This window comes from Hymenobacter antarcticus, from assembly GCF_039539545.1.
Lineage (GTDB): Bacteria > Bacteroidota > Bacteroidia > Cytophagales > Hymenobacteraceae > Hymenobacter > Hymenobacter antarcticus.
In genome coordinates, this window is record NZ_BAABDI010000018.1 from 94,441 (window position 1) to 100,911 (window position 6,471).

At 58.3% G+C, this 6,471-nt stretch carries 7 protein-coding genes; all 7 read right to left on the reverse strand.

All coding sequences use genetic code 11. The features are described from left to right. Positions 1-16: 16 nt before the first annotated feature. A complete protein-coding gene (locus ABD819_RS13550; protein WP_345125200.1) occupies positions 17-901 on the reverse strand; it encodes an ATP-dependent DNA helicase in 885 nt (294 codons plus the stop codon). Between the two features lie 118 nt (positions 902-1,019). Then, positions 1,020-1,298, reverse strand: a complete 279-nt coding sequence (locus ABD819_RS13555) for a DEAD/DEAH box helicase family protein (RefSeq protein WP_345125202.1) — start codon at positions 1,296-1,298, stop codon at positions 1,020-1,022. A gap of 82 nt (positions 1,299-1,380) precedes the next feature. Next, positions 1,381-1,929: a hypothetical protein gene (locus tag ABD819_RS13560; protein ID WP_345125204.1), complete on the reverse strand. Its 549-nt coding sequence runs from the start codon at positions 1,927-1,929 to the stop codon at positions 1,381-1,383. Between the two features lie 13 nt (positions 1,930-1,942). After that, positions 1,943-2,341, reverse strand: coding sequence for a hypothetical protein (locus ABD819_RS13565; protein ID WP_345125205.1), 399 nt, complete (start codon positions 2,339-2,341; stop codon positions 1,943-1,945). Next, the gene (locus ABD819_RS13570) at positions 2,338-4,710 is read right to left on the reverse strand and encodes an RHS repeat-associated core domain-containing protein (RefSeq protein ID WP_345125206.1); all 2,373 of its coding nucleotides are present in this window, start codon (positions 4,708-4,710) and stop codon (positions 2,338-2,340) included. Before ABD819_RS13570 ends, ABD819_RS13565 begins: the two co-directional genes overlap by 4 nt. 110 nt (positions 4,711-4,820) lie before the next feature. Beyond that, positions 4,821-5,336 (reverse strand): HEAT repeat domain-containing protein, encoded by a 516-nt coding sequence (locus ABD819_RS13575; RefSeq protein WP_345125208.1) that lies wholly within the window; start codon positions 5,334-5,336, stop codon positions 4,821-4,823. A gap of 1 nt (position 5,337) precedes the next feature. Further along, a partial coding sequence (locus ABD819_RS13580) for an RHS repeat-associated core domain-containing protein (RefSeq protein WP_345125211.1) occupies positions 5,338-6,471 on the reverse strand: 1,134 nt, incomplete at its 5' end.

The following is a 6,471-nucleotide window of genomic DNA, read 5'->3' on the forward strand; positions in this document are numbered from 1 at the left end:
ACCGGTCGCTCAGGGTTTAGGCAAACGGCTTGGAATCGAGCACGAGGATGCGGCAGGCGTTGTCGGGCAGGTCGATGCCGTCGTAGCGGTTGGTAATGACGAAGGTCTTTTCGCCCTGGCCGGCTTTCAGGGCCTTGAGCTGCGGGTCGAGGGTGGCGGCCGTGAGGACGTCGGCTCCGTGGGTTTTCCAGGTTTCGGCGTAGGTAAAGCTGGGCACCAGGGCCACCACGCCGTAGGTACGCCCCGGCCGGGGGGCGGCAAAGGCAGCCACCAGGTTAGCGCGGCTTAGCCGGTCGTCGAGTTGGTAGGGGTCGAGTAACATCTTCTCGCCCGACCATTTCTCCTTGGCGTACAGCAGCGGGTGGGTGACCGTGCCGATGGCCAGACCCAGCCCCTTGATGAAGAAGGAGTCGTCGTTGGTCGTGGCCGACATGAATACGCGCAGCTTGGCGCGGTCGAACGAGCCGAATACATCCATGGGCGGGTGGTGGGGCACGATTTCGATGGCCGTGCCCGACACCAGGCACTGGCAGTCCCGGAGGGCGTCGCGCAGCAGGCTCCAGGTGAACCTGAGCTCGGCGTCGTCTTTGTGGCCGGCCAGCAGCGTGGCCACCTGCTCCAGTCGGTCTTGCCAGGCCCAGTAGGGCACGGCCAGCAGCACCTCGGCATCGCCGTTGCGGATTTCGGCCACCCGCGCCAGGCCCTGGTCCTGCAAATCCTCCTCAAACAGAGCAAACAGTTCCTGGTAGAGCTTTTCCGCTTTGTCCCGCTTCACCAGCACGGTGAAGGCTTGCCGGATGGTTTCGATGCAGGCGTGGGAATCGTCGAGCACGATGGCCCCGATGGCGGCGGCCTGCCGGCCCAGCCCGAAGAGGGAGCGGCCGTTGAAGAGGCGCTGCACGTGGGTAATCAGGACGGCCTTGCCGTCCCAGAAATCGGCGGGGATGACGTTGTCCGGCCCAATGTCGCAGTGCTTGAAACCAAATTCGCCGGCTTGCTCCCGGGTCTGCTCGGCCAGGTTAACTATTGGGGCACAGGTAGAGGGCCGGGCCCTTGCCTTCGTTCAGGCGCGATTGCAGCAGCAACAGACCCACCAAGGTCTTGCCCTGCCCCGTGTGCAACTTCACGATAAGGTCGCGCTGCTCGCGCAACGTCTCAAACCACGTGCTAAGCACCGCGTGCTGGGCCGGCCGCAACGGGCCTTTGTCGCTCTTGCGGTCCAGCGACTCGTAGATTTCAACCGGGTGCAGCTTCTTTTCGAGCTGCTTGGCATCGAGGCGTTTGCGAAAGTCAATCATGGTCAGATGAAATCAGGAAGTCATTACTAAATGTGTGGCAGTCGGATTACTTTACTGGCGGCAGGCGTTCTGCCAACAGTCGTCAAGAACCGGGTGACCGACTGTTCCATCCTTTTTGAGGCTTTCCGGGATGGAGCCGGAGGCGGTAGTTGCCGCCCTCTGCCGTCCACGCCCCGCCCGGGCCCGTGCCGGCGCGGGCCACGTAGTCGCCCTGCAACAACCGGCTCAACGGGTCGTAGGCGTAGCCGTAGTCCCGCTCCGTGCCGTCGCGCCGGCTGCGCCACCGCTGCCCCGTCAGGTTGCCGTTGTGCTGCCCGTAGCCGCCGGTGAAGCCCTGCTCGTAGCACAGCTCCAGCCCGAACAGGTCCCCGGCTTGGCTCAGGGCCGCGTCGTTTAGGTGCGTGAGCCAGCCGCGCACGTTGTAGCCGTAGTCCACCTGCTGGGCCAGGGCGCCCGCCCCCAGAGTCTTGCGCGTGAGCTGCCCCAGCTCGTTGTAGGCGAGCGCGGCAATGGGGGCGAGCTGGGCCTCGCCCGGCAGCTGCTGGTGGGTGCTCAGCAGGTGCCCGGTGTGGTTGTATCGGCGAAAGCACCAATACGAGGCCGAGAGTCTGAGTACCAGAAGTTCTCTCATTATCTCTCGTTCGTCACATATTGCCTAAAGTCGTAAGGGTATAGCCGAACATCCCAACGCTGGAGGTCAGCAGCAGAATCGCGTATATGTTACCCGTGCGATAGTTTTCTGGTTCTAGTTCTAAGGTGTAAATGGATGGGTTAGCTTGTATAAATCTATGTAAAACCCACCACCCTGCCAGCCATAATATAATAAAAAAAGCAGTCTGTATCTGCGACATCTCTTCCCGGAAAGATTGCATAACATCTACTTTTTGAAAAAGTAAGCTGGTGAGTAACAGGCCCCACATTGGAAAAAGAAAAGCAAATACCAGTTTAACCCAAAAAATACTTATCGTGTGGTCTTCATGTTGCCGGCGGTATCGCCAATAAGAAGCCGACAATATCAACTCTATGTAGTTTTTGACGGTCATGGCTTTGCCTTATTTTGACTGATTTGAGACATGAAGCTGTCATATTCTAACCGCTCATCCAAAGCAGCGCCTACAGCATCCTTTGCACCTGAGGCTTCAAGTAGACCACTCGCTATTCCACCAATTGGCCCAGCACCTATCAATGCCATATCAACTGCGAAAATAAGAAAGTTACCAACAGTGCGCTTCCTTAGGTACTTTGTTCCTGAGATAGTGGCACTTAATCCACCTAATCCTTTGCCTACGTACCCAGCCCATTTGACTAGGCGCAGGGCCTGCTCGGTTTGACTGGCCAACCCGCCCGCGTTGGCTGCGCTTTTCCACAAGCCCTCGTGCACGTCCACCGACATTCCGGCAGCATTAAGACCTGCGCTCCAATTGTTCAACGCTTCACCCTCTTTTGCAGCCGGAGTCAACTCGTTTTGGATGCCCTTCCACGATTTAAACAGAGATTTCCCGTCTGCCATCCACTCTCCGTGCTTGTACCCGGAACGGTAGCTCACCATGCCGAAGCCGCCAGCGAGCACACTGCCGTTACTAAGCCGGCCCGTGCCACCTCCCATTTCTTCTTCCACAAAACCGTTAGTTTGGTCAATAGTCGGCTTTCCCCCAATAGCATTTTCGGCTTGTAAATAAGTCGTAAACCGCTCAATATCTTTTCTGTCATTGGTTGTATATCCTCCTTCGGTGGTTTCCCATAGACCTAGGGGGTCGAAGAATCGCACAGGATTATTAAAACCGAAACGATAGGGAGTGAGGTTAGTAGCTTTTTCAGCCAACCAGTCTACAACGTGCCATCTTCCTAAGGCTGGGTCATAATTACGCCAGCCGTGGTCGTTCCAATTAAGTCCTAAATCACTTTGGTTTTCCTTGCCGTTGAACTGGTAGAAGTTCTTCAGCCGCAGGCCGGGCGCAGCCCCGCTCACCCCGGCCAGGTCCAGGCCGAAGGGGTCGTACTGGTTTTCCTGCACCTGCAGGCCCTGGCGGTGCTCGATGCTCACGTCGTCGAAGAAGACGTCGGCGTTGCTCTCGTTGCCCACGTAGGCCGTCACGTAGCCGTTCTGCTGCACCACCAGCGGCCCGGTTTGCAGCGGCTCGTAGTTGTTGAGCGCGGCGGCGCTCAGCTGCACCGTGCGCTGGTCCACCAGCACCGAATCCTCGTTGAAGGAGAGCACCCGCAGGTAGCCCTTGGGCACCCCGCCCGGCAGCTGGTTCAGCGCCAGCAGCGTGGCCGAGCTCAGCCCCACCTGCAGCAGCGGCAGCCCGCCGCGCCGCGCGCCGTCCCGGCCCGGGGGCGTGCCGGCCGGGGCCGGTTGGAGCAGCGAGGCGATGAAGCCGGCCAGCGAGAAGGCGAACGACTGGTTGCTGGTCGCCTGCGGGTAGAGCCCGAAGGCCGTGGCGCGCACCGTGTCGCCCTTCTGCACGGCAAACTGCGTGAGCGGCCCCAGCGGCTGCGGGGCCGCCCCGCCGGCCGTGAGCCGGGCCACGTAGCCGCTCGTGTGCGCCCGGGCCGTGGCAAAGGCAATGGGCGCGCTCACGCTCAGCGAATCAAACTGCTGGGTTTCGCGCGGCGCATCGGCCGGTTCGAGGCCGGCCCGGTAGGTGCGCACCTGCCCCAGGCGGTAGGCCAGGCGCAGGTTACCCAAATGGTCCTTGAAGGTGAACTCGCGCTCGTAGCGCGTGGTCGGCTGCCGCGCCCCGTCGTAGCTGACGAAGCGCAGCACCCGGCCCTCGGCGTGGGGGAAGAAGCGCAGCGAGTCGCCCTCGTACTGGAACGGCCCGAGGTAGTCGGTGCGCTGCGTCGGCTTGCCGGTCTGGTACACCAGCTTGGCCACTTTCTGCCCGCCGGCCGTGTAGCGGAACACCAGCGAGTCCGCCCCGATGCCGAAGTGAATGAGCCGGGGCAGGTTCAGGTGGTTGTAGGCGATGCCCGTGATGCCCTTGTTGCGGTCCTGGGTCAGGTTGCCGTTGGCGTCGTACAGGTATTCCTGGTTGAGGTGCGTGCCGCCTTCCTGGAAGTCGCCCGCCAGCGAGGCCGGCGCGCCGTTGTAATTCAACGGGCGCGGCAGCTGGTTGGTGCGCACCGCGTCGTCCACGGCTTGCAGCCGGTTGCCGGCGTAGGCATACGTGAGCTGGTCGACCGGCCCGAACTGCTTGGCCGTGGCGTGGGTGGCATTAGCCAGCAGGCCCCGGCGGCGCAGGGTAGTGATATTGCCGTTGTCGTCGTAGGAAACGAACGCCATCCGGTAGTTGTCCAGCTCGGCCGTCCACGCGCCCGTGGTGCTCGGCGCCCCGCCGGCCCGGGCCACGAAGTCGCCCTGCAGCAGGCGGTTGAGCGGGTCGTAGGCGTAGCCGTAGGCCCGCTGCACCCCGTCGCGCCCGCGCCAGGTCTGCCGGGGGGTGGTAAGAAATCAAGGAACCACTGAGCACTTGTTTGCGGGGAATGGCCTTTCAGAGCGATAATATCTATAAACAGAAGTTAAAGCTCGTTTATCACTTCTTCCAAAGCCTCTGTGACGCCATCGTCGTCCTCAATTGCCAACCACTCTTTGAGGTGTTTGGTAACATCGTCTCCTTCAATTTGACTAAGTGCGTAAACCAACGCATGACGAATTTCAGGAAGTGGATGTTTAATAAATTGTGTCAAAGGGTCAAAAAGAGCACGGTCAGGAAAGACTATGCATTGTTGAATATTCCAATACAACGTGCAGTCTTTCAATCTCGATACATTTCTTAAATTTTTTTGTAGCTCGTCTATAACGAACTGTTCATTCATCTTATAAAAGACTTGTTCTACTGTTTGGTACATACCAAAACCATTCCAGCCACCAAATGCATTTAAGAACAGTTTGACACAACGAGGGTCAGGGTAATCAAGAAAATACCTCCTAACCTCTTCAAAATCCTTCATCAACTGAGGATTTTTTTCTAAACTATCGTCGTCCGGCATTGGTTGATGTTGCCGTAGAAAATCAAGAGCTACTGCATTGGTCATGTCACTTAGCAAAATTACCAGTTGCTTTATTTTGTCTAATCAGTTCTGTTAATTGAGCATTTACGGTTTTAGTTTCATACCCCGCTTCTTTCAGCAGCCCGCGTAATTCCCGAACGTCGGCGGCTAAGTGCACACGAAGACTATTTGTGTTGTTTGAATTTTGCTTCAGTGCACCACTAACATCCCTTCTTGGCTTACCATTAGTCGCAGTTTTGGCGTGAATGTCATGTTTCAGGTTGATAGTAGGACCACTACCACGACTAGACGGACTAACTGCGTTTTGGACAGCGTGATGAGGAGTGTGCGTTTTATTTAATCCTGAAACTCTATTTGCTTTGGAAGATTGGCTATAACTTCCGACAAACAAATCCTCTCCTTTTTTTGCAAGAGCAACTGCCTCATCAGCATGATTTGCAGCAGTGGCAATCTTATCGGCGGTACGTAGAAATTTGGCCCCGGTGGCGGCCATGCCCGCAAAAGGAATCATTGCCGCCGCGCTAAGAGCGGCGTCGGTTTTGTTGCCCTCTAGCAAATAACCGACTGCATTGAGTCCGTCCGCAACTTCGCCCAAGCCGGGAACCAACCCAACCACGTCAAGGGCCGTGTGGACACCCGTGCTTACTTGCTCTTTTGTTACCCCTCCCGGTCCTGGCCACCGGCCATCCGCGTCGGCATACCGCACGGCATTGTCGAATCCAAATGAATAGGGCGTCCAACTTTCTTGTGCGTTCTCAATCTCCGGGTCCACGACGTGCCATCTTCCAATCTGGTAGTCGTAGAAGCGCCAATCCTGATGGTTCCAGTTCAGTCCCAGGTCAAGTTGGTTTTCCTTGCCGTTGAACTGGTAGAAGTTTTTCAGGCGCAGGCCGGGGGCGGCCCCGCTCACCCCGGCCAGGTCCTGGCCGAAGGGGTCGTACTGGTTTTCCTGCACCTGCAGGCCCTGGCGGTGCTCGACGCGCACGTCGTCGAAGTACACGTCCACGGCGCTCTCGTTGCCCACGTACACGCTCACGTAGCCGTTCTGCTGCACCACCAGCGGCCCGGTTTGCAGCGGCTCGTAGTTGTTGAGCGCGGCGGCGCTCAGCTGCACCGTGCGCTGGTCCACCAGCACCGAATCCTCGTTGAAGGAGAGCAC